The 25,474-nt window shown below is 46.0% G+C and carries 22 protein-coding genes; 4 read left to right on the forward strand and 18 right to left on the reverse strand.

What is annotated here, in order from left to right; translation table 11 throughout:
• Positions 1-296: 296 nt before the first annotated feature.
• The 3 genes from menA to pplA form a co-directional block, all read right to left on the reverse strand.
• Positions 297-1,250 carry a 1,4-dihydroxy-2-naphthoate polyprenyltransferase gene (gene menA, locus A5877_RS08455; RefSeq protein ID WP_005230333.1) on the reverse strand — a complete coding sequence of 318 codons (954 nt, stop codon included), beginning with the start codon at positions 1,248-1,250 and terminating at the stop codon, positions 297-299.
• Positions 1,251-1,262: 12 nt separating this feature from the next.
• Entirely contained in the window at positions 1,263-2,339 is a 1,077-nt protein-coding gene (locus A5877_RS08460) for an FAD:protein FMN transferase (protein WP_086316699.1), read from the reverse strand.
• A 259-nt stretch (positions 2,340-2,598) separates the two neighbouring features.
• Positions 2,599-3,537 (reverse strand): extracellular electron transfer flavoprotein PplA, encoded by a 939-nt coding sequence (gene pplA / locus A5877_RS08470; RefSeq protein ID WP_061053492.1) that lies wholly within the window; start codon positions 3,535-3,537, stop codon positions 2,599-2,601.
• Positions 3,538-3,807: 270 nt separating this feature from the next.
• On the opposite strand from pplA, the gene A5877_RS08475 reads away from it, so the two are divergent.
• From A5877_RS08475 to A5877_RS08490, 4 genes are all read left to right on the forward strand, one after another.
• Positions 3,808-5,748, forward strand: coding sequence for an NAD(P)/FAD-dependent oxidoreductase (locus tag A5877_RS08475; protein ID WP_005232989.1), 1,941 nt, complete (start codon positions 3,808-3,810; stop codon positions 5,746-5,748).
• A 206-nt stretch (positions 5,749-5,954) separates the two neighbouring features.
• Positions 5,955-6,362, forward strand: coding sequence for a NusG domain II-containing protein (locus tag A5877_RS08480; protein WP_034878211.1), 408 nt, complete (start codon positions 5,955-5,957; stop codon positions 6,360-6,362).
• Between the two features lie 10 nt (positions 6,363-6,372).
• Positions 6,373-6,933 (forward strand): Gx transporter family protein, encoded by a 561-nt coding sequence (locus tag A5877_RS08485; protein ID WP_005232987.1) that lies wholly within the window; start codon positions 6,373-6,375, stop codon positions 6,931-6,933.
• 11 nt (positions 6,934-6,944) lie between these two features.
• Positions 6,945-7,931 (forward strand): polyprenyl synthetase family protein, encoded by a 987-nt coding sequence (locus A5877_RS08490; protein ID WP_176257019.1) that lies wholly within the window; start codon positions 6,945-6,947, stop codon positions 7,929-7,931.
• 164 nt (positions 7,932-8,095) lie between these two features.
• Here A5877_RS08490 and gor read toward each other — a convergent pair whose 3' ends face one another.
• The 15 genes from gor to A5877_RS08565 form a co-directional block, all read right to left on the reverse strand.
• A complete protein-coding gene (gor, locus tag A5877_RS08495) occupies positions 8,096-9,442 on the reverse strand; it encodes a glutathione-disulfide reductase (protein WP_086316702.1) in 1,347 nt (448 codons plus the stop codon).
• Between the two features lie 93 nt (positions 9,443-9,535).
• The gene (locus A5877_RS08500; RefSeq protein ID WP_008381725.1) at positions 9,536-10,777 is read right to left on the reverse strand and encodes a U32 family peptidase; all 1,242 of its coding nucleotides are present in this window, start codon (positions 10,775-10,777) and stop codon (positions 9,536-9,538) included.
• Positions 10,778-10,790: 13 nt separating this feature from the next.
• Entirely contained in the window at positions 10,791-11,711 is a 921-nt protein-coding gene (locus A5877_RS08505; RefSeq protein ID WP_016612060.1) for a peptidase U32 family protein, read from the reverse strand.
• A gap of 269 nt (positions 11,712-11,980) precedes the next feature.
• The gene (locus A5877_RS08510; protein WP_008381720.1) at positions 11,981-14,461 is read right to left on the reverse strand and encodes an ATP-dependent Clp protease ATP-binding subunit; all 2,481 of its coding nucleotides are present in this window, start codon (positions 14,459-14,461) and stop codon (positions 11,981-11,983) included.
• 5 nt (positions 14,462-14,466) lie between these two features.
• Positions 14,467-14,934 (reverse strand): CtsR family transcriptional regulator, encoded by a 468-nt coding sequence (locus A5877_RS08515; protein WP_005230319.1) that lies wholly within the window; start codon positions 14,932-14,934, stop codon positions 14,467-14,469.
• A gap of 223 nt (positions 14,935-15,157) precedes the next feature.
• A complete protein-coding gene (gene pknB / locus A5877_RS08520; RefSeq protein WP_086316703.1) occupies positions 15,158-17,161 on the reverse strand; it encodes a Stk1 family PASTA domain-containing Ser/Thr kinase in 2,004 nt (667 codons plus the stop codon).
• On the reverse strand, positions 17,158-17,898 hold the full coding sequence (locus A5877_RS08525) for a Stp1/IreP family PP2C-type Ser/Thr phosphatase (RefSeq protein WP_005230317.1): 741 nt from the start codon (positions 17,896-17,898) through the stop codon (positions 17,158-17,160). The genes pknB and A5877_RS08525 overlap by 4 nt, the downstream gene beginning before the upstream one ends.
• A 14-nt stretch (positions 17,899-17,912) precedes the next feature.
• Positions 17,913-19,271: a 16S rRNA (cytosine(967)-C(5))-methyltransferase RsmB gene (gene rsmB / locus A5877_RS08530; RefSeq protein WP_086316704.1), complete on the reverse strand. Its 1,359-nt coding sequence runs from the start codon at positions 19,269-19,271 to the stop codon at positions 17,913-17,915.
• Positions 19,261-20,214: a methionyl-tRNA formyltransferase gene (fmt, locus tag A5877_RS08535; RefSeq protein ID WP_008381712.1), complete on the reverse strand. Its 954-nt coding sequence runs from the start codon at positions 20,212-20,214 to the stop codon at positions 19,261-19,263. Before fmt ends, rsmB begins: the two co-directional genes overlap by 11 nt.
• Positions 20,207-20,698: a peptide deformylase gene (gene def / locus A5877_RS08540; protein WP_005230314.1), complete on the reverse strand. Its 492-nt coding sequence runs from the start codon at positions 20,696-20,698 to the stop codon at positions 20,207-20,209. Before def ends, fmt begins: the two co-directional genes overlap by 8 nt.
• A gap of 10 nt (positions 20,699-20,708) precedes the next feature.
• A complete protein-coding gene (priA, locus tag A5877_RS08545; protein ID WP_086316705.1) occupies positions 20,709-23,111 on the reverse strand; it encodes a primosomal protein N' in 2,403 nt (800 codons plus the stop codon).
• 128 nt (positions 23,112-23,239) lie between these two features.
• On the reverse strand, positions 23,240-23,545 hold the full coding sequence (rpoZ, locus tag A5877_RS08550; RefSeq protein ID WP_005232977.1) for a DNA-directed RNA polymerase subunit omega: 306 nt from the start codon (positions 23,543-23,545) through the stop codon (positions 23,240-23,242).
• A gap of 5 nt (positions 23,546-23,550) precedes the next feature.
• Positions 23,551-24,165, reverse strand: a complete 615-nt coding sequence (gmk, locus tag A5877_RS08555; RefSeq protein WP_005230308.1) for a guanylate kinase — start codon at positions 24,163-24,165, stop codon at positions 23,551-23,553.
• 124 nt (positions 24,166-24,289) lie between these two features.
• A complete protein-coding gene (locus A5877_RS08560; protein ID WP_005230307.1) occupies positions 24,290-24,571 on the reverse strand; it encodes a hypothetical protein in 282 nt (93 codons plus the stop codon).
• A 13-nt stretch (positions 24,572-24,584) separates the two neighbouring features.
• The gene (locus tag A5877_RS08565) at positions 24,585-25,469 is read right to left on the reverse strand and encodes a YicC/YloC family endoribonuclease (RefSeq protein ID WP_008381708.1); all 885 of its coding nucleotides are present in this window, start codon (positions 25,467-25,469) and stop codon (positions 24,585-24,587) included.
• Positions 25,470-25,474: the final 5 nt, after the last annotated feature.

Consider the following 25,474-nt stretch of genomic DNA (forward strand, 5'->3'; position numbering starts at 1 on the left):
GCTTTCGCAGGGAATCAGTCAAAGCAATCGCGAGCACACATGCTCCATAAACAGACCTGCTTATTCCGAGGAGTCATACAAAAGAACAACCTAGGCAGCTCCCCTTTCTATCGGGTTTAGCCACTGTCACCAAAACTTTACTGTTGCAATCAGGATCGCAGAGAAAGCGAGCCTCATCTTTTCATAATAAGCATTACGATCGTTATTTTATCAAATGATTTCTGAAGTTTTTTACGTTATTTTGGTTCTCAAAAAAAGATCGACCTGCTCTTTCAAGAGCGGGTCGATCTTTTCTTTTATAGCAATTGCCACAGCAGGCACAAAAGCAAGCCCAAGGCATAGCTGCTGTTGAATAAAATCATGTTTTTAATCGAATAGCCGAAGCTACGTGGGTGGGGCAGGCTGGTTTGATGTTCTTTCAAGTTTTGACGGATTTTCGGCAGTGTCAGAAACACGAGCAAAATCGGCCATTGAAAGAGTCCAAACAAGAGGCCCAATAAAATAGCGGCGTAGGAAGCTAGCATCATTCCTTGAAACAGACGGATACCTGCTTCGCGACCGATGTAGTACACCAGCGTGTAGCGATGGTTTTCGATATCAGCTTCCAGATCCCGTAAGTTATTGGCTAACATGATGTCAGCAATCGTGAAAATCAATGGCAAGGATGCCAACACGATGGCACACACAGCCCAGAGATTCCCCACTAAGCCAAAGGTTCCGTTCGCAAAATCCAGTGCCAGATAAAAAACTTTTTGATCAATGGTATTGATATAGATCGTGATGGCAAAAATCCCTAATCCCATCGTTACACCGCTGAATACCTCGCCTAAAGGCATCCGCGATAACGGAATGGGGCCAAAGGTATAAAAGACCCCGATAAAACAAACCACCAGCCCCATCACTAGCAGCAGCCAGCCGGTAACAAAGGTCAAGTAAAGACCGATCAGTAAGGTTCCTGCCAGCATCGCAAAAATCAGATTGCGAACAGTAGCTTCTGAGATGTTTTCGCGCCCGATCACATTGTGCTGGTATTTGTAGGTCTCTGATTTGGCTTTTTTGAAATCCATATAATTGTTGATGGACGTCGTCGTCAAATCAAACAGCAGCATCCCCAGAAAAAAAATCACAGTATTCAACGGATGAAATTCATGAAAATACACCAACGAGAACAACACACCCATAATGAAGGGGAAGACACTCGCCACCTTGGTGCGGATCTCCACCACTTCTAAAAACACTGAAAGAGACATCTTTCACTCCTCCTATTCTAAATCAGCACGATCACCCATCGTGTAGCCTGATTCCTCTGAAAGCTCAAAGGTATCTTTGATGCCGTCTGTTACGTACACTTTATCTTCTTTTGTGATAAAGATCGCATCGGTTCCCTTTTCGGTATGCTGTTCGATATAAGCCAAGCCTTCTTTGACTCCTTTATCAAACGCCACCGTAGTCAACCCGTCACCATCGATGGATTTGTCAGTGATCACAGTCACACTTGCTACATCGCTATCGTAAGGATAGCCAGTCTCAGAATCAAAAATATGGTGATACGTTTTGCCGTCTACTTCTAAGTAGCGTTCGTAGATCCCTGAAGTAACTACTGTTTTATTGGTTTCTTTGATACTGCCGATAATCGAGCCGCGAGATTTGTTTGGATCTTGGATTCCGACATTCCATGGCTCATCTGCACCGCGGTTGCTATGACCTAACACATAGACATTCCCGCCCAAATCGACGATCGCGGAAGTCACGCCATTGTCCTTCAGCACTTTGACGACTTCATCCGTGATGTAGCCTTTGGCGATCGCCCCAAGGTCAAGGATCATGTCCTTGTCTTTTAAATAAACGGTTTGATCTTCATCGTTAAACTCGACTTGTTCATAATTGATATGTTTCAACGCTTCATCGATCTCAGATTGCTCTGGCTTGCGGGCATCATCAAAGCCGATTCGCCATAATTGGGTGATGGCACCGATGGCCATATTAAAGCCGCCTTCTGATCTCACACTGTAATCGTAAGCTTCTTTTAGCAAATAATAAATATCATCCGAAACCTTCACTGGTTTGATGCCAGCTTGCGCATTGATTTCATCGATCTCTGATCCTGCTTGGTTGATGGTGATTTTATCGCCTAATTCTCTGATGCGGTCAAAGGCTGGCTTCATAGCGTCCTCTTTGCCTTCATCATAAATGCGGATTCGAGTATAAGTGCCTAATAAAAATTCTTCTTGAAAATATGGTTCTTCCCGCAGCGTCGTTGCTTCCTGATTACTGCCACAAGCTGCCAACATTGTGCCAAAAAAAACAAACATCAGAAAAAACGTTACTTTCTTTTTCATGATTTTCCTCTTTTCTATTGTCTTCAACCTTCATATAATAGCCTTTTTTTGGCAGAATGAAAAGGGGCATTCCGTGATTTCTCAAGGTATTTTAGGAATCCTTAATCGATGCTTTCCATCATTAAAGAACCCATTTCTTTTTAAAAAAAGTACTCACCAGATTGCTTTTTTTTGCACGAACTTTCCCCCTCTCATGGTTGCCCACAAAAAAAACAGCATTCAAAACGAATGCTGTCCTCTTCATTCAAAAAAGTTGTGATTATTCAGTAACGAAGTTATCGACTTCAATGGTTGTTTGGTCACCTTTTTCAGCTGCATTCAACAATTGTTGTGCATAGATAACAAAGCTGTGGAAGCTGTGGGTTGCACCAGAAACGACGTCCATGTCTGCCACAGAACCATCTTCAGCATTGACTGCAGAAACAAAAGCTTCATTGAAGTTTGGAATGAATTCTTCTGGACCAGTACCAGATTTTGCTTCCATGTTTTCATTGTATTCTGTATCATCTTTTTTCGACTCGCCGGCTTCGTTTAGGTAGTCGTAGTTTGATTCAGAGATTTTGCCGTCAGCCACAGTCATTGAGAAGACCACGCGGTAACCGTTTGAGTAGTTCTTTTCTTCTAATGTATAGGTTCCGTCTTGCAAGTCTGCACCGTTGTCGATTTCAATGGTATCCGTGTTGCCTGCTTGCGCCGCTTGAATCAATTGTTGTGCATAGTTTTGGAAGGAATCAAAGGAATGAGTCGCGCCAGAAACTACTTCGATTGAAGAAGGGCTTTGTGCGGCAACTAATTCTTCATTGAATTTAGGAATAAATTCTTCTGGACTGATGCCTGCTTTTTCTTTCATCGTTTCATTGTATTCAGTGTTTTCTGTTTTTGATTCGCCATCAGCATTCACGTTGTCATATTTTGATTCAACGATTTTGCCGTCTTTGACTGTGATCTCAAATGTGACACGGTAGTCGTTTTTATAGTTCTTTTCTTCTAAACGATACGTCCCATCTTGCATTGGCTCGCCCGCAACAATGGTTGCTTCCGTGCTTTCTGTTGATGCTGAATCGCTTGCAGAAGTTTGTGATGTACTTTCACTAGTTGACGAAGAAGCTGTGTTATTGTCATCTGCTCCGCAACCCCCTAACAACATTGCTGAGAATGAAAATACCGCCATACCTACAATCAATTTCTTTGCTTTCATAATTATCCACCTTTTACTTGTTTATTTTCCCCACAAAAAAGTTTGTGATACATCTAACATTGTAAAGTAAATTTACGATATGTCAACCGCTTCCTTTCCGCTTTTTTACGGAAAAAGGACTTAATTTTTGATTTTCGCAAGTTTTCACGAATTTCAGGAAATATGCGTTTTTTTCATCAGAATCGTTAGACAAATGAACCATTTGTCTATATAATAGGAACGATTGTGTAATTATTATCATAGATTATTTTTATTAAGGAGAGATTTGCAATGGCAAAGAAAAACATTGTCGTTGTCGGTGCCGGTTATGCAGGCGTTTCTGCTACGAAGTACATGGCAAAGAAATTGAAAAAAGACAATGATGTTGAGATAACATTGATCGACCGTCACTCTTATCATACGATGATGACTGAACTGCATGAAGTCGCTGGAGGACGTGTAGAACCTACCGCAATTCAATATGACTTGCAGCGCTTGTTCTCACGCAAGAAAAATGTTCGTTTAGTAACCGATACAGTAACTGGGATCGATAAAGAAAATAAAACCGTCCAAACAAAATTAGGTAGCTATTCATTTGACTACTTGATTTTAGGGATGGGTGGCGAACCGAATGACTTTGGTACACCTGGTGTTAAAGAAAACGGCTTTACTTTATGGTCATTTGACGATGCTGTCCGTATTCGCGAACACATTGAAAAAACTGTCGCAAAAGCAGCGATCGAACCAGATGCAGCATTACGCAAAGCAATGTTGACCTTTGTCGTTTGTGGTTCTGGATTTACCGGGATCGAAATGATCGGTGAACTGATCGATTGGAAAGATCGTTTAGCTTCCGATTATAAATTGGACCCAAGTGAAATCAGCTTGAAAGTCGTTGAAGCAATGCCAACGATCTTGAACATGCTTGATCGTAACGATGCAGCCAAAGCAGAACGCTACTTGAAGAAAAACAATGTTGATCTTGTCTTGAATGCACCAATCGTTGAAGTGGCACCTGACCACATCAAACTAAAAGATGGTTCAACGATCCCAACCCACACATTGATCTGGACTGCCGGTGTCAAAGGAACTAGCGATGCTGCTGATTTCGGTTTAGAAACAGCCCGTGGTTTCCGTCTAGTTGCCAATGAGTACATGGAAGCAAAAGGCTACGAAGACAAAAACATCTATATTATTGGTGACTTGGTTTACTTCGAAGAATTCCCGAATACACCAACACCACAAATCGTGCAAGCAGCTGAACAAACAGGTCACACTGCAGCAACGAACATCGTTGCAGCCATCAAAGGCGGCGAAAAACATAAATTCAAAGGAAACTACCAAGGATTTATGGTTTCGATCGGTGCCAAATGGGGCGTGGCGAACTTATTCAATAAGATTCACCTGAGCGGTTTCTTAGCGATCATTATGAAACACATCGTTAACTTGAAATACTTCTTTGATATTCGTTCTGGTTACTACATGTTCCAATACTTGATGCATGAAATCTTCCACATCAAAGATGACCGGACAGTCGCTCGTGGTCACACGTCTCGTTACGGTAACGTCTTGTGGAGTGTTCCGCTTCGTATTTTCTATGGTCTTGTCTGGTTCGTTGAAGCCTTCAAGAAAATTTTAGGTACGAATGGGGAAGTCTTCAAACCTGGTACTTGGTTCGGTGAAGGTTCTTGGTTCCAAGGCAACAGCGTATTCCCTTGGACTTGGGAATATCAAACAGTCGCTGATGCAGCAAGTGGTGCTAGTGAAGCAGCCGATGCAGCAAGTGCCGCTAGTGGCGCCGGTGAAGCAGCCGATGCAGCGACACAAGCCGCACACTTTGGTTTGAGCTATGCTTACGGTGAACAACCAATGATCGTGATCGAAAAATCACCTGACTGGTTCACAAAAGTTATGCAATTTATTATGCCAAACAACGACGTTGCAATGTTCTTCCAAAAATTCATGGTCTTCTTTGAAATTGCTTTAGCTCTTGCATTGATGGCTGGTCTCTTCACTTGGTTAGTGAACGCAACGACCATCGTTTTAGTGTTGACTTTCTGTATGTCTGGTATGTTCTACTGGGTAAACATCTGGTTCATTCCAGTTGCGTTTGCCTTGATGAACGGTTCAGGACGCGCAGTCGGTTTAGATCGTTGGGTAATCCCATGGTTGCAACGTACCCTTGGAAAATGGTGGTACGGTACCCCTCGCTCCTTATATGGCAATAAATAAGCCAGCAAAATAGAATACCTGTACGACTTCATGAGACTAAGACATTCTGATTTTCAATCAGTGTCTTGGTCTCTTTCCAAGTACAGAACTTTTTCTTGATCGTCCTTGCACAGAAATCGGTGGATTATTGAGGATTCAGCTAGTAGAATCTTGTCTTCTTATGCTAGAATGAGACACATCACATGAAAGAACAGGAGTCTTTTTTGATGAAACTAAAAGAATTTATCCGCGATGCCCATTTAAAACCATGGGATGGCGTCATCATACTTGTTTTGATCCTCAGCTCTTTTTTACCGATTTTTATTTTTGGCCAGACGCAAACGGCTGAGAAAGAAGCCGTCTTGCGGGTCGATGGGACAGAAATCAAACGTTTTGACTTAGTTGAAGGTCAAAAAACGTACACCTATCTTTATGAAGATGAAGACGGGGATACCAATTTACTGGAGATCGAAGGCGATCGGATCCGAATCAAGGAAGCTGATTGCGGCGACCAGATTTGTGTGCGCCGTGGCTGGGCCAGTAAAAATGGGGAAACCATTGTCTGTCTACCTCATAAATTGGTGATCGAAATCCAAGCCGCAGATGGGAGTGAGACCGACGATCTAATCTATTGATCGTTTGCTTATGAGTCGATTACAACGAATAATTTTCATCTCACTGCTGGTCGCCCAAGGGGTCGTGATTGGTTTAGTTGAAAATATGATCCCTTATCCATTTGCCTTTGCGCCTGGTGCGAAACTAGGTTTGGCAAATTTAATTACCATTATTGCTTTGTTCACCATGCCGAAAAAAGACAGTTTTCTCTTGATTTGGCTAAGACTGATTTTAACGACGTTACTAGGAGGAACGGTTTCGACCTTCTTATATAGTATGAGTGGTTCCTTACTGAGCTACTTTGGGATGTCTTTGGTGAAACAGTTGGGGCCTAAGCGTGTCAGTATCATCGGCATTAGTGCGGCTGGCGGTTTCTTGCACAACGTCGGACAGTTGATCACCGCCTCATGGATCGCTCAATCCTGGAGCGTGATGCTCTACTTGCCGGTCCTGTCTTTCTTTGGGATCTTGTCCGGGATCGCTATCGGGATCGCCGCCAACTACTTGCTGCGTCGTGTTGAAACACTGCGCCGTTTTCAAATTGATTATGAACGCCAGACCAAAGTCAAATGGCGCTCGGATTCAGAATAAAGGAGTTAATTATGAAACTTCATTCCATGTGGCAAGAGTATCCAGCACTGCAAGCTGACTTATCTGCCTCCTTGCAATTGATGGAAAAATCATTAAAACTAAAAAACAAAGAGGTCGAACAAGCGATCCTGTCCATGATCCATTCAGGTGGGAAACTGCTGCGTCCTGCTTATCAGCTGCTCTTTTCTGCTTATGGCAGTGACAAAGATCGCGAAAAAGCCGTCGCATTGGCGGCTTCGATCGAGATGCTCCACACTGCTTCGCTGATTCACGACGATATCGTCGATCATGCGGACACCCGACGCAAGCTGCCGACCATTCGTTCCGAATTTGGCAACGATGTCGCTGTCTATGCTGGTGATTACCTCTTTGTCTGCTGCTTTAAATTGATGGCGGATTATGCCAGCTCCATGAAAAGCTTGCAGATGAATTCCCGTAGTATGGAAAAAATCCTGGCCGGCGAATTAGGACAAATGAGCAAACGATACGATTTGTCCGTCACTATCGAGGATTACTTAGAAAACATTCGCGGCAAAACCGCTGAGTTGTTTGCTTTAAGCTGCTTCATCGGGGCTTACGAAAGCGGTACTTCTTTGCGCTTTGCCAATCAAGCCCGTGAGATCGGCGAAGCCATTGGCCTTGCCTTTCAAATCATGGATGACGTCTTGGATTACAGTCAAGATGCGACTGCCTTAGGAAAACCAGTATTGGAAGATGTTCGGCAAGGCGTCTATTCTTTGCCGCTGTTGATGGCATTGAAAAATGACCGCCAACAACTGTTGCCACTGCTGGAAAAACAAGCTGCCATGACTGAGGCGGATACCCATGAAGTCTATCGGATCGTCCAAGAAAGCGCCGGGATTGACGAAGCCAAGAAACTCGCTGCCGACTACACGAAAAAAGCTTTGCAAGCGATCCAGAAATTGCCTGAGACCAAAGATGAAACCAAAACATATCTTTATCAGATCACTGCTCAGATCCTTGGGCGTCAGAACTGATCAAGGATCTAGGATAAACCCAGCAGCTGGGATCATCCTGAAATAAGCCCCCAAGGTTCGATTTCTGATCTACTTTTGGGGACTTTTTAGTTGATAGCTAGAATTTTATACGCAAAAAAAGCCTCAACGGACAACTCATCTGTCCGTTGAGGCTTTTTTTTCTTTTAACGCATCGTCACAAATTCTTCTGACCCCGTCGGATGAATGGCAACGGTTTGATCAAAGTCTGCTTTTGTAGCACCCATTTTGATGGCTACAGCGAAGCCTTGCAGCATTTCATCGACACCGATCCCGATGCCGTGCAGACCGATGATTTTTTCTTCTTCTCCTAAGCACACCAATTTCATCTCACACTTTTGGCGATACTCATTTAAAGCAAAGTACATCGGTGTAAAGCGCGAACGATACACCTTTATCTGCTCTTGGCCGTATTTTTCCAAGGCTGCTTCTTCGGATAAACCAATCGTGGCAATCGGTGGATGCGTAAAGATGACCGTCGGTACTAAATTATAATCCAAGTACGCATCGCTTTGACCGTTGAACAAGCGTTCAGACAAGCGACGACCGGCGGCGATCGCAACCGGGGTCAAATCCAATTTTCCAATGACATCGCCCACCGCAAAAATCGAGTCATCTGTGGTATTTTGATATTTGTCCACAATGATAAACCCTTTTTCATCCAATTGGACATCGGTGTTTTCTAGGCCTAACTTATCCGTATTCGGCACGCGACCACCAGCAAAAAGGACGCAATCGCCGGTCAAGGTTTCACCATTTTCAAAGTGAACGAGATACTCGTCACCTTCTTTAATGATACGAGAGGCAACGTAGCCTGCATAAGTTTCGATCCCTGATTCTTGGTACATCTCCACAAGATTATCCGCAAGCATCTTGTCAAAGGTTCGTAATGGCCGCTCTTTGCGGTACGCCCAAGCCACTTGGCTGCCCAGCTGTTGGCTGACCCCGCTGATTTCGGCTGCGATGTAGCCTGCCCCTAAGACGACCATACGCTTTGGTGCTTCTCGCAACGCAAAAAAACCATTCGAGTCAATGGCGTACTCACCACCGGGAATATTCATAGCGCTGGGTTTTCCACCGGTGGCAATCAAAATATTTGCTGCATGGTAGTTTTCCCCATTGACGGTGACCGTGTGGTTATCCACAAACTGTGCATAACCGTGGATAACTTCTACATTATTGCTATCTAAACCTTTTTGATAGGCTGTGTGTAAAAAATCAATGTATTTTTCACGGTTATCCACAAGCTCAGTGAAATTAAATTTATCCACATGTGGATAAATACCGTAGCTAGTTGCGTCCCGCTTGATCATTTCTAACATCTCACTGGCTTGCCACATGACTTTTTTCGGCACACAGCCGACATTGACACAGGTGCCGCCTAATTCATTGCCTTCGATCAATAATACTTTGGCACCGTGCATTCCTGCTCGATTGGCTGAGGCGATCCCGCCGCTGCCGCCGCCAATTACTATGTAGTCGTATGTTTCCATATTTGTTGTTTCCTCCTTAAGATTGTCTATGTTCTCATCGATCCTTTTTGGCTGGATTGATTCAACAAAAAAAGCCGAGAGAGACTCTCGACCTTATTTTTTCTTCCGAATCATGTCTCCGACTTCCACCGGTTCTTTGACCGGCATCGTCAGCAGCATCATAGGATTTGGTGCACGATCGATGGATTCACCGTCTTCATTATACATGACTTCGACGGTTTGGTGAAAGTGATGGAATCCGGGACCGTAAAATTCGATTTCATCGCCGACGGAAAAGTGGTTCCGTTGCCGGATCGTAGCTGTTTTCGTTGCCGGATCATATGCCATGACTTCCCCAATAAACTTGTATTGTGGAATTTTCCGACGTGGACCAAACAACTGCTCATTTTCACTCGGGGTATCATAGTAAAAGCCTGACGCAAGCTCGCGCTGCGCAACTTTCCACAGTTCATCGATCCATTCTTGTTTGCAGACATAGTTCTCTGGATCGGCCATGTAACTGTCCACGGCTGCTTTATAAACGTTCGCCACGGTTGAAACATAGTGGATCGATTTCATGCGGCCTTCGATTTTGAAACTATCCACGCCGTTTTCAATCAGATCAGGGATATGTTCAATCATCGACATATCCACAGCACTCATAGAAAACTCTTCTTCCACTGTCCCATTCTTGGTCAAACTGTTTCGTTCCGTTGCAAAGGGCATGTCAAACAGATCATATTTCCAACGGCAAGATTGCGAACAGCCGCCGCGATTAGCGTCTCGCATCGACATATGATTGGACAAAGTACAACGGCCAGAATACGAAATACACATGGCGCCATGAATAAAGGCTTCGATCTCCACGCTGGTATTTTTGCGGATCTCAGCGACTTCCTCCATCGACACTTCCCGAGCGAGGACGACCCGTTCTAGGCCTTCTTCTCGCCAAAATTCCAACGTTTCATAGTTCGTGGCACTGGCTTGGGTGGACAAATGGATCGGTAGACCCGGCGCTTCTGTTGCGCAGATCTGGATCAAAGCTGGATCAGAAACAATCACGGCCGAAATACCGACATCTCGCAATTCCCGAAAGAACTCCCCTGCACCTTCTTGATTGCCCTCATGAGTCACCATGTTGGCTGCTACATAGACTTTTGCGTTGTGGGCTTTGGCAAAAGCTACCCCTTCCGCCATTTCTTCATAGGTAAAGTTTCCCGCGCGACTCCGTAGGCCATAGGCATTGCCGCCGATATAGACAGCGTCAGCGCCATAGTGGATCGCTGTTTTTAATTTTTCTAACGTACCAGCTGGTGCTAACACTTCTGGTCGTTTCAATGCTTGTTTAACGGTCATTTGTTCTTGCTCCTTACTTGATATCGTCAGGATCGATGGCATAAAATCCAGTGTCTAACCCACGTTCTGCCGGATGAAGTTGGGCAACTTGTTCACTGAGCACAGCAGCTTGCTCTGCTTGCCACTCCCCACTTTCTACAAGGGTCTTGGCTTGGGCAAACAGTTTAGCAATTGCCACAAAGGCTGCCCCTCGTGTATAGATTCCGTCCAACTTCCAGGTTTGAAAGCCTGTTTCGGCTAATTCCGCCAGCTGCAGCATCAAATTAATGTCGTTATTGGCAAAAATGTGCGTACCGTGGCTATCTTCATAAATGGAATAGTGGGTTTCTTCTTTTTTCGGTTCGGATAAAAACAACCCACGATCGTGGTTCTTTTCTTCCGATTGTTGGGTATAGTTATAATAATTTTGTAAAAGCGGACGCTTCGATTGGTGAATGCAGGTCGCACCATAAACCAATACTTCCACAGGAATATTTAGTTGCGGGGCCATGATTTTCATTTCCTCGAAAGGAACTTCTCGCGCTAAAACGGCTGCCCTTGCCCCTTTTTGTCCCCAAAAATTGATTTGACGAGCGCTTGTTACTAAGGTTTCCCCTGCATAGATAAATGGCAAGGCACATTCTGGATTTTGCTTCATGCGGTAAATGATCCCAGGATCTCCGAGAGCGATTTGATCGGCTTGATTGGTCTTCAGAAATGCTAGGTATTCTGGAATCAGCTTCATTTTTTCTGGGTGCATGATGCCATTGACCGCGATCGTCACTTTCTTTCCAGCTTCGTGGGCCATGTCGATCAGTCTGATTTGCTCTTCACGAGAAAAAGAGGCCGGTAGGCGCAGCCCAAATGTCTCTTCTCCAAAAAACAATGTATCAACATAAGGGATCAGCTGCTGTGCTTGCTCGATCGATTCCACCGTGGCGATAATCTCAACCATAATACTCCTCCTTTTTTCAACTCATTCATAGTATCACACAGCAGGATTCTTTCCAAGAGGTCTCGTTACTCTTTTTTTCACGAATAGCGCTTTTATCATTAATCAACCGTTGTCATAAAGCTATTTAGAAGGATATTTTTTTGTGAATCATCAATCATAATCAGTGGAGACTTCTTGATCACTACTAGACATAACAAGACAAAAAAGCGGCGTTCCTATGGATGCCGATTGCTCGACCATAGAAACGCCACTGCCGTTATTGGCTCGACTTAAACTTGTTGCAAGACCCGTGCTTGTCCCTCTTTGACATTGAGGGTGATCGATCCTTTGGAAGCACCGATCGTTACTTTGTCACCTAAATGAATTTGTCCTGATAGGAGTGCTTCACTTAAACGGTCTTCGACTTCTTTTTGCAAGGCCCGACGAATCGGCCGTGCCCCATATTCTGGATCAAAACCAGCTTTACCGATCACATCAATGGCAGATGGCGTGATCTTCAATTGGATGTCTTGGTTGCCTAATCGTTTGATGATCGCTTTGCTCATGATCTTCACGATCTCGTGGATCTCCCCTTCACCTAAGGATTGGAAGACCACTGTTTCATCCACACGGTTCAAGAACTCTGGACGGAAGGCTTTTTTCAGCTCTTCTAAGATCCGTTTTTGCATCGCTTGGTGATCTTTCGTTAAATCAGTGACATTAAACCCAACGCTTTTTTCTTCGCGGATTTGTTGGGCACCGATATTAGAGGTCATGATCAAAATCGTGTTGCGGAAATCGACCTTCCGACCTTTGGCATCCGTCAAATGACCATCATCTAGCACTTGCAAGAGGATATTGAAGACATCGGGATGGGCTTTTTCCACCTCGTCCAATAAGATGACGGAGTATGGTTTTGAACGGATTTTTTCCGTCAATTGCCCACCTTCATCGTAGCCGACATAGCCTGGCGGTGAACCGATCAAACGGCTCGTGCTGTATTTTTCCATAAATTCGGACATATCGACACGAACCAAGGCATCTTCACTACCAAACATCGCTTCTGCTAAGGCTTTGGCAAGCTCGGTTTTCCCGACACCGGTCGGGCCTAAGAACATGAAGGAACCAATTGGACGGTTCGGATCTTTCAACCCACTGCGGGCGCGGCGGATCGAACGAGCGACTGCCTTGACTGCTTCTTCTTGGCCAACTACCCGTTGATGCAAGATCTTTTCAAGATCCAACAAGCGTTCGCTTTCTTTTTTCTCCATCTGCTGCAAAGGTACGCCGGTCCATTGGGAAACGACCGTAGCAACATCTTCTGCAGTAACACTATCGGCATAGCCTGATGCTTCTTTGACTTCCATAAACGCTACTTCCGTCAGCTGTTGGGTCAATTTCTTTTCCTTGATCCGTAAACGAGCTGCTGCTTCAAAATCTTGCTGACGAATAGCGGCTTCTTTTTCTTCGATCAAGTTGGCGATCTCGTTTTGCAGATCTGCCAATTCTGAACTTTCATCGGTTTTGTCTAAACGCACTTTGGCAGCTGATTCATCCATCAAATCGATGGCTTTATCTGGTAATTGGCGCGAATTGATGTAACGCACGGACAGTTGCACAGCGGCGTGTAACGCATCATCAGAAATTTCCACCCCATGATGTTCTTCATAACGAGGACGCAAGCCCCGTAAAATTTCTTCCGCTTCTTCTGGTGTCGGTTCGTCGACTTGCACCCGGGCAAAACGGCGTTCTAACGCAGAATCTTTTTCAATGTATTTTTGGTACTCATCTAGTGTTGTGGCACCGATGGTTTGCAATTCCCCACGGGCTAAGGCTGGTTTCAGAATATTCGAGGCATCAATCGCCCCTTCTGCTCCGCCGGCCCCAATCAGTGTATGCAATTCATCAATGAATAAGATGATTTGACCATCTTGATAGATCTCATCAATGATTTTTTTCATTCGGTCTTCAAATTCGCCCCGGTATTTCGTTCCGGCAACTAAAGCCCCCATGTCCAGCATCATCAAACGCTTGTTTTGCATGTCTTCTGGGACTTCCCCATTGATGATTTTTTGGGCTAAGCCTTCGGCGATCGCGGTTTTCCCAACACCAGGTTCCCCCACGAGAACAGGGTTGTTTTTGGTCCGACGGCTAAGGATCTGGATCAGGCGTTTGACTTCTTTGGCACGACCGACAACAGGATCCAACCGTTTTTCACGGGCTAATTTGGTCAAATCACGGGCTAAGGAATCCAAGGTCGGTGTTCCTTGCTGCGCTTTGGCTTGGGCTGGACGACGACGACCAGCACTTCCGTTGGTTTTGCTTTCATTGAAGCCCATTTTTTTCTTCAAAAGCTGACGCATTTTCGCGAGACTCAAGCCGAGATTCAGCATGATTCGAGAAGCCAAAATGTCTTCATCTCTTAATAAGCCTAATAATAGATGTTCAGTACCGATTTGTGGTGCCCCTAAGCGTTTGGCTTCATCCCCTGCATAAGCAAATGTATGTTTTGCTCGTGGTGAATACGCGAGATAGGCGTTTTCTGGGTATTGACGGACAGTGCCATACCCTGTTAAATGTTCGATTTCTTCACGAATATCATTTTCTGTGATATTCATTTCCCGCAAGGTTTTGCCGGCAATCCCGTTTTGTTCAATGACCAATGCCAATAGAATATGTTCAGAACCTACTGCTTGGTGCTTAAAGTATTTTGCTTCTTCTTGGGCGATAGCCAAAACGGCTTTCGCGCGTTGGGTGAATAATTCATCCATCTCTTTCACTTCCTGTCTTCGTAACTTAATCGTTCTAGAATTGCATGGAGCAAATCAGCTCGTGTTCTATTTTCATAAGGAGAACGTCCTAGAACTGCTTTCGCGATGACGGTCAATAATAAGTTGCCTTCTCGCTTGGACAGGATTCCTTCCTCATAAAGTTTCTGGATTATTGCATACGCATCTTTTTCCGAGATGGTTTCATCGAATAGTTGATTCATTTCTTTTAAGTAGTGGTGGCTGTCCGTGATTTTGACTTTTTCAATCCGAATATAGCCGCCCCCGCCGCGTTTGCTTTCAACCGCATAGCCTCTTTGAACGGTGAAGCGGGTATTGATCACGTAGTTTATTTGTGAGGGCACGCAGTTGAACAAATTTGCCATTTCCGCGCGACGAATCTCAATGGTTTCACTATCTTCAAGAATTTTCTTCAAATATGCTTCAATCAAATCGGAAGTATTGTGATGACTCAATTCATTCCCTCCCTTGACTAATTCTGACCTTCATTATACCCAATTTTTGAATCCTTGGAAAGATGTACGCTTGCACAAATGGCAGGACTAAAGGAAATTTTAAAGACACCTGTGCCTCACTATAAGGTTTAGAAACAAAAACAAGCAGCTGGACGGGGAACAAAAAGAGAATTCTTTGGTCCCCGAAGGCTGCTTGGTTAAAGTATTTGGTTTTAGCTAGTTTCTAATCACTTTCTGAGCTACTTTCACTCGTAGCGCTTGAATCAGAGGAATCATCTGAACTACTGCTTGGCGTCGATGAGGACGAATCATCTGGTTCAGGTCCTCTAGAGATCGTGACCGTTACAGTAGAGCCAACTTCGACGGAGGTTCCAGCACCTGGAGAGACACGGACAACATGTCCAGCTGGTACCGAGTCATTATAGCCGTCCTCTTCCTCAAAAGTTGAGTCCAATCCCGCTTCATTCAAGTCTGCTTCTGCATCGGCTTGGCTTTTCCCAACGATTCTTGGTACATTGACCATTTCCTGCCCACTGCTGACCGTCAAAGTGATGGTCGTTTGGGAAGTCACCACCGTTTCACCTGTTGCGGGTGCTTGGGCGATGATCGTGCCTGATGGTTGACTGCTAGATTGATAGTTCACTTCGATCTGTGATCGGTCGACACCACGAGAAGTCAATGCTGCTCGTGCATCTGCCTCTGTCATGCCATAATAGTTGTCCATTGCGAAGCTATCTGGTCCGGAGCTGACCTTAAAGGTGATTTCGTCTTCTGCTGGGGAAACTTCCCGCCCTGCTGCTGGTGATTGACTGATAATATCCCCTTCATCGACATCATCTGACGACTCTAGCTCTTCTTTGATTCTGTCTTCATCAAAGCCCAAATCGATCAACTCTTTTTTGACATCATCAAAGGAGCGACCTTCATAGTCATCAAGGGTGATTTTCTTGGTTCCGCTACTGATGTAGAGGGTCACGACGGAATTCTTTTTGACTTCATTGCCTTCTGGCGGATCGGTCTTGACGACATTGCCTGCTTCGACTTCATCGTCTTCGATTTCTTCCACCTCGTCTGCCACTTGTAAGCCAGCGGCTTCCAGTTCGGCCCGGGCGGCCGCTTCTGTCTTGCCGTTGACTTCAGGAATCGCTACATCCCCCCGACCACCGCCGAATAGGAAATAACTGCCTATGCCTAGCAGTGCGATCACCATAATGACCGGCAGCAGCAGCCAGCGTTTGCGTTTTTTCTTTTTCGGTTTCGCTGATTCTTCGGCTTGATCCGCAGCCGTTTCTGCCACGGGTTCTTCCACTGGCGGCGTTTCAACTTGGGCTGCTTCTACAGGGGTCAGCACTCTCGTTTCATCCATCAGGGCATGAGGTTCCCATCTCGGTTCATTGAGTCGATCAGGTGACAATACAGTATCAAGATCCGCTCGCATTTCATCGGCAGTTTTGTACCGATCCGCCGGTTCTTTGGCGGTCGCCTTCAATACGACGTTTTCCAGCGATTGCGGAACATTTTTGTCATAGATCCGAATCGAAGGGATCTCATCTTGGAAATGTTTCAGGGCGATCGTTACGGCTGATTCGCCATCAAAAGGTACTTTGCCGGTTAAAATTTCATAGAGAATGATCCCAATCGCATAAATATCTGATTGATTGGTCGCCATACTGCCTCGTGCTTGTTCTGGTGAAAGATAATGCACCGAGCCTAGCATCGAGTTGGTTTGGGTGATCGATGTTTCTGATAGGGCGATCGCGATCCCAAAATCGGTGATTTTCACCACGCCGTCTTCATTGATCAGCACATTCTGGGGCTTGAGGTCCCGGTGAATGATGCGGTGTTGATGGGCCAGCGCTACCGCTGATAAGATTTGTTGGATGATATCAACGATCTGCAAATAAGGTACTGGATAGTGCGTTTGGATATAGCGCTTGAGATCCATCCCTTTGACATATTCCATCACCAAAAACTGCATGCCGTCTTCTTCGCCGACATCATAAACGGTTACGATGTTGGGATGAACCAGCTCAGTCGCCGCCAATGCTTCTCGTTGAAAGCGCCGAATCGCACTTTGGTCGTTTTGGAAGTCAAAACGAAGCACTTTGATTGCCACTTCACGGTCTAAGATCAAGTCATGCGCCAAAAACACATTTGCCATTCCGCCGCTGCCGATATTGCCGATGATTTTGTATCGGCCGTTTATCTTCTTCCCAATTTCGATCATGGGCGCTCTCCTCCAACTTTAATCAATAATACCGTGATATTGTCGACACCGCCGCGTTCGTTGGCTTGATCGATCAATGATTGCACTGCTTCTTCCAGCACAGGGGTTTCTTGGATCGTTGCTGTGATCTCTTCATCTGAGACCATGTTGGTCAATCCGTCTGAACACAGCAGCAAATAATCCCCGTCTGCAATAAAGTGGATCGCCACATCGACTTCGACTTCGCTTGGCATGCCGATCGAGCGGGTCAAAACGTTTTTGCGAGGATGATTCAAGGCCATTTCTGCTGTGATTTGTCCTGACTTCACCAATTCATTGACCAGTGAATGGTCCTCTGTGATTTGGGTCAGCACTTGATTGCGTAAAAGATAGGCACGGCTGTCCCCGACATTGGCAATCGTAAACTGGTCGCCTAATAAGGCCACAGCAATGATCGTGGTGCCCATGCCGCTAAGTTCTTCTTGTTCTTGTCCTTTTTGGAAAATCACTTGGCTTTCTGCTTGGATTTTTTGGATCAGCCATTGGGCAGTTTTTTCACTGTCTGTCAGCTCTGTCTGTTCCCAAGCGGTGCCGATCTCACTGACTGCTTGACGGCTAGCGACATCTCCGGCCCGGTGGCCCCCCATGCCATCGGCAAGCAAGGCCAATGTCACATTGGCTTTATTTACATAGGTTGCTGCAAAATCTTGGTTTGTGTTGCGACGTTTGCCGACATCTGTTTGAAAACGAATCTCCAATTTCTTTCACCTCGTTACTTTTTGCGTAGACAACTGATAAAAAAGCCATCTGTCATAAAATCTTGCGGATAGATCGTCAACATATCCTCTTGAACCGCTTCGGCTGCCAGCGGTCCTACCGCAAGAGGCATTTGCTCAAATTCAGGATGGTCAGCGAGAAACGCTGCCACGACTTGTTGATTTTCTTCCTCTAGAATCGTACATGTGCTGTAGACCATTATACCCGATTTTTTCAAGGTTGGGGCGGCACTTTCCAAAATCTCTCGCTGAATCTGCGGCAAGCGTTGGAAATCGGCCTCCGTCTTGCTGTATTTGATGTCCGGCTTACGGCGCATCAACCCTAATCCAGAACAAGGGGCATCCACTAAGATGCGATCAAATTGTTCGGGGGCAAAGGTTTGAGCCGTCTCTCGGGCATCCATCACACGGGTTTCCACAACTGCTTCTACGCCTAAACGTTGGGCATTTTGCTGAATCAGCTTAACCTTATGGGCATGGATATCCAGTGCTGTCACTTTGCCGCCCTCTGCGGCAGACAAGAAGGCAGCGATATGGGTCGTTTTGCCTCCTGGTGCGGCGCAGGCATCCAATACTTGATGGTCCCGGGCTACTTGTAAAACGGGGGCAACCAGCATCGAACTTTCATCTTGGATCGTCAGTAAGCCTTCTTTGTAGAGGAAAGAGCCCGCCATAAAGCCTTTGTCAGCCACAACCCCATAGGGGGAAAGCTCACTTGGTCGTGCGTCAATGCCTTCTTCTTGCAGCCGTTCGATCGCTGCTGCTTGCGAGATGCGCTGCAGGTCGATACGACCACTGGCATGATTGGGTTCAAATAAGGCATAGCCTAGCTCACTGGTTTCTTCGATCCCAATTTGTTTGACTAGTTTCTTCGTTAGCCATAAGGGCAGGCTGATTTCCGTTGCTAAACGTTCCATTGGGTCTTTAATCAATGCCAAGTCTGGCACTCCTTGTCGTTGGATCGTGCGCAGCACGCCATTGACGAATTTACCAGTCCCCGGATTGCCTTTGGCTTTCGCAATATCCACGGCTTCATGAATGATGGCATGGGCGGGTACTTTATCGAGATACAGCATCTGATACAAGGAAAGCCGCAGCAGCGTTTTGACCCACGGGTCGACTTTGCGGGCATTTTTAATAAACCGGTCCAAATAATAATCCAATAAAAGCTGACGACTGATGGTGCCGTACACCAATTCAGTCAGTAAGCGACCGTCCTTGTCATTTAAACGCCCTTGATTCATCAATTCCCGCAGCAGTAGATTGGAATAAGCACCTCCTTTTTCGATTCGCAACAACGCTTCTAGTGCCACAAAACGCACTGTATATTGTATGTCTCCAAGATTACGCTTCATAGGTACCTACCTGATCCCCTTTTTGAATCTGTTGTCCACTGCCGTTTAAGAATGCGGCAATGTCTTGTCGGCCTTTTCCAGCTGGCTGCAATTCATCGATAGCCAATACCGTGCCTTCCCCACAAGCGATCAGCAACGTTTTTTTCGTCCGTTCAATGATCGTTCCTGGCTGGGCTGTCGTCGTTTGCTCCAGCGGTGTTACTTGCCAAAGCTTCCAGCGGTTGCCGTTTTGTGTCGTAAAGGCGATCGGCCATGGCCGCATGCCTCGGACTTGGGCATCGATTTGCACCGCCGTTTTCTGCCAGTCGATGGCTTCTTGTTCACGGCTGATATTCGGCGAGAAGGTTACTTTCGCTTCTTCTTGCGGAACCGGCTGCAACTCTCCTGACAAGATTTTCGGCAGGGTTTCCAGCAGCAAGTCTTTGCCCAGCAGGCTCAACTTATCAAACATCGTCCCCACATCATCTTGTGCCGTGATGGGCAAATGAGCTTGAGCAAAAATACCGCCAGCATCCATTTTTTTGATCATTTCCATGATGGTTACACCCGTTTCTTGCTCGCCTTCCATGATGGCATAATGCACAGGTGCTCCGCCACGGTATTTCGGTAGTAGGGACGCATGAACGTTGATAGCGCCATACTTCGGTACTTCTAGTAAAGCACTAGGTAAAAATTGGCCGAAAGCTGCCGTGATCAGCAGATCAGGTGCTAAAGCTTGAATCTGCTCCATTTCTGGTGACCCACTGATTTTTTCTGGTTGTAAAACCAACAAGCCATGCTTCAACGCCGCTTCTTTGACGGGTGTCGGAGTGATGGTTTTTTTGCGACCGACGGGACGATCCGGCTGTGTCACGACTGCTGCCACTTCATAGCCGGCTTCAAGCAAGCCTTCTAAAATTGGGACGGAAAACGCCGGGGTACCCATAAAGACGATTTTAGTCATTTTCATGTTCCTCCATATACTTTTCTAAGTCTTCTTCAGGAATGCGCTCGACGAGCTTGTCGACAAACAGCACGCCATTTAAATGATCGATCTCATGCTGCATCGCACGCGCCAAGTAGCCGAATGCTTCCACTTCCATTTCTTCTCCTTCTCGATCGAAATAGCGGACAGTGATCTCGTCTGCTCGTTTGACGGTCCCAAAGGTGTGGGGAATACTCAAGCAGCCTTCCACATCAAGGGATTCACCAGAAGAAGCGATGATCTCAGGGTTGATCATTTCAAAGCGATCGTCTTCTTCGACTTCCACGATCGCCACTTGCAGGTTTTTGCCGACTTGCGGTGCGGCAATACCGATCCCGTCATGGGCGACCATCGTTTCATAAAGGTCGTCTAGTAGCTGAACGAGCTCATCGGTAATTACTTTGACGGGTTTTGCTTGCCGACGAAGGCGTTCATCGGGGGTGATAATAATAGGATAACGCATATTTTCTCCTCTAAATAAAATTCAACGGCTCTTGGTCAATCGATACGTACAATCCTTTGCGCTGATCGATTTGACTTTGATCCAACAGACGGGTCAACAAAGCAGGTAGCTGCGGTTCATTTTTGTATTTAATGATCAATTGGTAGTAATAACGGTTTTTCACCCGCAAAATCGCACTTGGTGCCGGCCCCAACAAAATACTTCGCGGTGACAGCTCCTGCTGCAGATCCCGCGCGATCGCAAACATCTTCTGAGCGGCGACTTGCTCTTCGGGATGGCTGCAGGTGATTTTGACGGTGAAATAATACGGTGGATAACCGCTTTGGTGCCGCATCCACATCTCTTTTTGATAGAAATCTTCGTAGTCTTGCGACTGCGCCAACTGGATGGCATAATGCTCAGGGTTGAATGTTTGGATCACCACTTCGCCGGTTTTTTCCGCCCGACCTGCCCGACCACTGACCTGAGTCAGCAGCTGGAACGTCCGTTCACTCGAACGAAAATCTGGCAAGTTCAAGGCGGTATCGGCATTCAAGACCCCTACCAGTGTGATATCAGGGAAATCCAAGCCTTTGGCGATCATTTGGGTCCCCAACAAAATATCCGCTTTTTTCTCCCCAAACAAGGTCAAGATTTTTTCGTGGGCGCCTTTTTTGCGGGTGGTATCGACATCCATCCGTAAAACCCGCGCTTCGGGAAACAGTTCCTTCAACTCTTCTTCCACTTTTTGCGTGCCCGTTCCGTAATAACGAATCTTGTCTGCATTACAGTTGGGGCAACGATGGGGGATGTGTTCTTCATGTCCGCAATAATGACAGCGCATCGTTTTGGTATCCATATGGAGCGTCAAGGAGATGTCGCAATTTGGGCAAGGCAAAACATACCCACAATCGCGGCACATCACGAAGGAAGAGTAGCCGCGCCGATTCAGCAGCAAGACGATCTGTTCTTTCCGGGCCAAGCGGTCTGTGATTTTTTCCTGTAACGGACGAGAAAAAGTTTGATACTTTTTATTGGCAAATTCGGTACGCATATCCACGACTTCGATCTGCGGTAATTGCGCACTGGTTTTTGCCCGCTGATTCAATTTCAATAAGCGGTAGACTTCTTTTTGGGCCCGAGCACGAGATTCTAATGACGGCGTCGCACTGCCTAACACCACTGGACAGTGATGGTACTGGCTGCGCCAAATCGCTAAATCTCTCGCATGGTAACGAGGGGCTTCATCTTGCTTGTAGGAAGCTTCGTGCTCCTCATCGACGATGATGACCCCGATGTTTTTCAACGGAGCAAAAATCGCCGAGCGGGCGCCAACCACCACCTGCGCCTCCCCACGTTCGATCTTACGCCATTCATCGTATTTTTCACCTTGGGACAAGCCGCTGTGTAAAACAGCCACTGCGTCGCCGAGACGGCTTTTAAAGCGTTCGACCATTTGCGGGGTCAAAGCGATCTCCGGTACGAGCATGATCGCAGTTTTGCCTTGTTTCAGCAATTGGGCGATCGCTTGTAGATAGACTTCTGTTTTTCCACTGCCGGTGATCCCTTCCAGTAAAAAAGTCTGCGCCTCTTGGTTATCCGCACAAGCAGTGATTTGCGCTACTGCAGCTGCCTGTTCTTCATTTAATTCAAGGGGGACCGTTTTTTGAAATTGACGGTCTTTGTAAGGATCACGGTAGGCTTCAACTTCCGTAAAGGTCAGCCAGCCAGCTTCTTGCGCTTGGTTCAAAGCCGCGGTGGAAATCCCTTGTTCGGTAAAAAAGGAAACCGGCAAGCGGGCTTCCTCTATCAAAATCTGTAAGATTTCCAGCTTGCGTTTGGCCCCTTTGCGCAGCTGTTGCTGGACGGCGGGGATTTCTGCTGGCTCGATCTTACGTTCAATATAACGGGTCATTTTCGCTTTGTTTTTATTCTTCACGAGGTACTGCAGTTCAACTACTGCGGCTTCCCGCAAAGGCTTCAACTGTGGCAGCAGCCCTGCACTTTCGGCGGCTTGCCAGCTGAGGATGCCGTCTTCGGGAAAATATTCTTTGATGGGATGATTTCCTTCCAGCAAAACGATCTGCTTTTGGTACTCGGCTTTCATCACACTAGGCAGCATCGTCTGCAAACAAGTAATCTTAAAGGCAAAGGTCGTTTCCTTCATGTAGTCGGCTAATTGGAGAAGTTCTTCATTGACGACAGGCGACAAATCCAACAAACGAACGATTGGTTTTAAGGTCTGTTGCGGTTCGGCAACTTCTGAAAGCCCGACGACGAACCCTTGGATATGACGGTCACCTTTGCCAAATGGCACTTCGACCCGCATTCCTGTCTCAATGGCGGCTTGTAATTCTGATGGGATCAGATAAGTAAAAGGCTGATCGGTCTGCATCGTGGGAACATCCACGATCACTTCTGCTATGTACGCCATCTCTTCTCCTCCTTTTAGGTTCTATTTTACTAAATGGGCTGGGGTTTGTCTGTACCCCTTACAAAAATTTAACCATCGCCATTCAAAAGAAAAAGCCAGAACACAGGCGTGCTCTAGCTTGCTTTTGTCTATAGCTTTTGTTCGTCGCGGATACGCGCTTCTAATTCTTTTTGTTCTTGGTCTTTTTGCGCTTTGCGCTCTTCTTGTTCCATTTTCAAGCGGGCACGCTTGATCTCTGGATGAGGATCATTAACGACTAATTCCGCTTCGATTTCTTCAAGTGCTTGACCCACGCTTTTCACTGAATCAAAGTTTTCTAATGTTGCTTGCGCACCGGCATCAAGTTCATGCGCCCGTTTGCTTGCTAAGATCACTAATGAATATTTTGAGTTGACACGATCCAACAAAGAATCGATTGAAGGTTTTAACATCATATTTCTTACAGCTCCTCTAACATTTTGATATAGGTTCCGATCACTCGGTCAACGCGAAAATGTTCACTCGAAATAATTTCGCGAATTCGTTGGACTGCCTTAGGTACTTCATCATTGACAACGGCATAATCATACAAAGCCATCATTTCGATTTCTTCACGGGCGACACGCATCCGTTCATCGATCACTTCGGCAGAGTCGGTTCCTCTTCCTGTAATACGAGAGCGTAATTCTGCCAGATCAGGTGGCGTCAGAAAAATAAACACACCATCGGGAACTTTGTCTTTTACTTGTTTTGCCCCTTGCACTTCGATCTCTAAAAATACATCTTTTCCTTGATCCAGTGTTTGTTGGACATAAGATAATGGGGTGCCATAATAATTGCCGACATATTCGGCGTATTCCAGCATTTCACCGGCTTCGATCAAGGCTTCAAATTCTTCCCGCGTGCGGAAATAGTAATCGACCCCTTCCACTTCCCCCTCGCGTTTTTGACGAGTGGTCATTGAAACGGAATATTGAAAATCGTTGTCGTCACTCTCAAAAATTGCTTTGCGCACGGTCCCTTTCCCTACTCCGGAAGGTCCTGATAAAACTATAAGTAATCCTCGCTCTGACATAATGACGTCCTTTCACTGACATTTGCTTAACGTCTATTTTGCACTTTTTTTCAGCAACTTTCAAGAACTACTTTATTATAATGGGAATTTCATGAAATTGCTAGTCTACACTTCGGCTGCTTTCTTAAAAGCCCATGTTGCTCAAGGTATTGATGACCCCTGCTAATTCGTCTTTGGCAGTGATCGCTTTTTCGGTCGGATCCGTCACTTCTTGGCAATCGATACGCACGATGTACCGACGATTCAAAGAAACAGCTACGCCATCAACTAGTAGATGAAGAAAATCCGGCTCGATGGCTACGCAGGCATCTTCCCACGCAGAGAAATTCTCTTTATCAGAGGGAATACTGCGCTTGATGACATTTTTTCCGCTCAGTTCGTGAAAGGTGATATCGTAATATTTCATTGGTTCATTCCTCCTACTCGATGTTTTGAACTTGTTCTCTGATTTTCTCAATGATCGTCTTCATTTGGACGACACTGTTTTTGATTTGGATCGGACTTGATTTTGAGCCAATCGTATTGACTTCTCGGTTCATCTCTTGGATCAAGAAATCCAGCTCTCGACCTATCGGCGTCTCAGCTGCCAGCAGCTCCGTCATCGTCGTTAAATGGATACTTAAACGATCCAGTTCTTCGTGGATATCGCCGCGTTCCAATAAAATCGCCAACTCTGTCAGTAAACGATCGCGCTCGACTTCTTCCCCTAGATAGGCAGTCAGTTTCTTTTCAAAGCGTTCTTGGTAGTCCGCTTCATAGAGGGTCACGAATTGTTTGAGTTCTGTTAGTTTTTCCTGCAGCTGTCGCTGATTTTCTTGTAAGATCTGCAGAATGCCTTGCCCTTCCACCCAGCGGCTTTGGTCGATCGCTGCCAACGCTTGGTCTAATGCTTCCATCACGCCATCGGCTAAGGTGCTTTCTTCTGGCTCTTGATCAGAGATCGTTAGAAAAGCCTCATGGAGCAGGAATTGTTCCAGCAATGCTGCTTTTGGCAGCTCTGTCAGGTCAAAACGGGCGTTGGCTTCGGTATCGATCTCCTGCATGAAACGTTCCAGCAGGTCCCATTGGATCTCGATCTGTTTCGTATTTGCGGTTTTTTCTTTTAACGTCACATACAATTCGATTCGCCCCCGCTGGAGGGTCTGCTTGATCGACTGCCGTAAAGCACCTTCTAGAGGATTCAATTGTTTAGGCATTCGCAGCTGCAGGTCCAAAAAGCGCTGATTGACACTTTTGATCTCAATTTCGATCTGCACATCTGGCGTTTCTGCACTGCCTTTGCCAAAACCAGTCATACTTTTCATTTGAT

The organism is Enterococcus sp. 3C7_DIV0644 (assembly GCF_002141235.1).
In the GTDB taxonomy this organism is placed as follows: Bacteria; Bacillota; Bacilli; order Lactobacillales; family Enterococcaceae; genus Enterococcus_D; species Enterococcus_D entomosocium.

Coding starts and splice junctions, on each gene's coding strand:
- A5877_RS08510 (WP_008381720.1), bottom strand. CDS start 14,461: ATGGATGAATTATTCACCCAACGCGCGAAAGCCGTTTTGGCTATCGCC.
- rpoZ (WP_005232977.1), bottom strand. CDS start 23,545: ATGATGTTAAAACCTTCAATCGATTCTTTGTTGGATCGTGTCAACTCA.
- def (WP_005230314.1), bottom strand. CDS start 20,698: ATGCGTTATCCTATTATTATCACCCCCGATGAACGCCTTCGTCGGCAA.
- gor (WP_086316702.1), bottom strand. CDS start 9,442: ATGGAAACATACGACTACATAGTAATTGGCGGCGGCAGCGGCGGGATC.
- A5877_RS08560 (WP_005230307.1), bottom strand. CDS start 24,571: ATGAAATATTACGATATCACCTTTCACGAACTGAGCGGAAAAAATGTC.
- A5877_RS08490 (WP_176257019.1), top strand. CDS start 6,945: ATGAAACTTCATTCCATGTGGCAAGAGTATCCAGCACTGCAAGCTGAC.
- menA (WP_005230333.1), bottom strand. CDS start 1,250: ATGTCTCTTTCAGTGTTTTTAGAAGTGGTGGAGATCCGCACCAAGGTG.
- priA (WP_086316705.1), bottom strand. CDS start 23,111: ATGGCGTACATAGCAGAAGTGATCGTGGATGTTCCCACGATGCAGACC.
- A5877_RS08460 (WP_086316699.1), bottom strand. CDS start 2,339: ATGAAAAAGAAAGTAACGTTTTTTCTGATGTTTGTTTTTTTTGGCACA.
- A5877_RS08505 (WP_016612060.1), bottom strand. CDS start 11,711: ATGGTTGAGATTATCGCCACGGTGGAATCGATCGAGCAAGCACAGCAG.
- gmk (WP_005230308.1), bottom strand. CDS start 24,165: ATGTCAGAGCGAGGATTACTTATAGTTTTATCAGGACCTTCCGGAGTA.
- A5877_RS08565 (WP_008381708.1), bottom strand. CDS start 25,469: ATGAAAAGTATGACTGGTTTTGGCAAAGGCAGTGCAGAAACGCCAGAT.
- A5877_RS08475 (WP_005232989.1), top strand. CDS start 3,808: ATGGCAAAGAAAAACATTGTCGTTGTCGGTGCCGGTTATGCAGGCGTT.
- rsmB (WP_086316704.1), bottom strand. CDS start 19,271: ATGAAGCGTAATCTTGGAGACATACAATATACAGTGCGTTTTGTGGCA.
- A5877_RS08485 (WP_005232987.1), top strand. CDS start 6,373: ATGAGTCGATTACAACGAATAATTTTCATCTCACTGCTGGTCGCCCAA.
- pknB (WP_086316703.1), bottom strand. CDS start 17,161: ATGATCGAAATTGGGAAGAAGATAAACGGCCGATACAAAATCATCGGC.
- fmt (WP_008381712.1), bottom strand. CDS start 20,214: ATGACTAAAATCGTCTTTATGGGTACCCCGGCGTTTTCCGTCCCAATT.
- pplA (WP_061053492.1), bottom strand. CDS start 3,537: ATGAAAGCAAAGAAATTGATTGTAGGTATGGCGGTATTTTCATTCTCA.
- A5877_RS08500 (WP_008381725.1), bottom strand. CDS start 10,777: ATGACCGTTAAACAAGCATTGAAACGACCAGAAGTGTTAGCACCAGCT.
- A5877_RS08480 (WP_034878211.1), top strand. CDS start 5,955: ATGAAACTAAAAGAATTTATCCGCGATGCCCATTTAAAACCATGGGAT.